This window comes from Vibrio sp. 1402 (assembly GCF_033340275.1).
Genome location: NZ_JAWOWE010000662.1, coordinates 1 through 527, shown reverse-complemented (window position 1 = coordinate 527; position 527 = coordinate 1). Strand labels below are relative to the sequence as shown.

At 38.9% G+C, this 527-nt stretch carries 1 protein-coding gene; it reads left to right on the top strand.

Features of this window, described 5'->3' with window-relative positions:
• Nucleotides 1-296: 296 nt before the first annotated feature.
• The coding region (locus R7044_RS27810) for a hypothetical protein (RefSeq protein ID WP_225456320.1) at nucleotides 297-527 on the top strand (231 nt) is incomplete at its 3' end.

The window sequence follows — 527 nt, the reverse complement described above, 5'->3', positions numbered from 1 at the left end:
GTCACTATCCGTAACTTTTCCACATGACATGATCATTTTAAGATCGTTGATCTTCTCGCCTTGTTTAAAAATAATCCTTTAAAAACAATAATATATATTTGTATTTTTTTGTCTTTTCTATCATTGTACAATCTGTGGATAATTTATATAAACAGAGTTATCCACAGGTGGTGGTAGTTTTCTTGAATAAATCGGAAAATTTCCGCGATCTGGATCGAACGAACAAGATAGATTCGGATCAGCAGTCATGGCATCCTAGGCAGATCTATTAAGTACTGATTTGGATACAGACAATTATGGCAAGTATTCCTGAAAATCCGCTGATTCTTATCGACGGTTCTTCTTACCTATATCGCGCTTTTCACGCTTACCCGGGCACGATGAGTAATGGTGAAATCCCAACCAACGCAGTTTACGGTGTGGTGAACATGCTACGCAGTATGATGCGTCAATTTGCGTCTGAGCGTATTGCGGTGGTGTTTGATGCGAAGGGTAAAACCTTCCGTGATGAGATGTATTCAGAATAC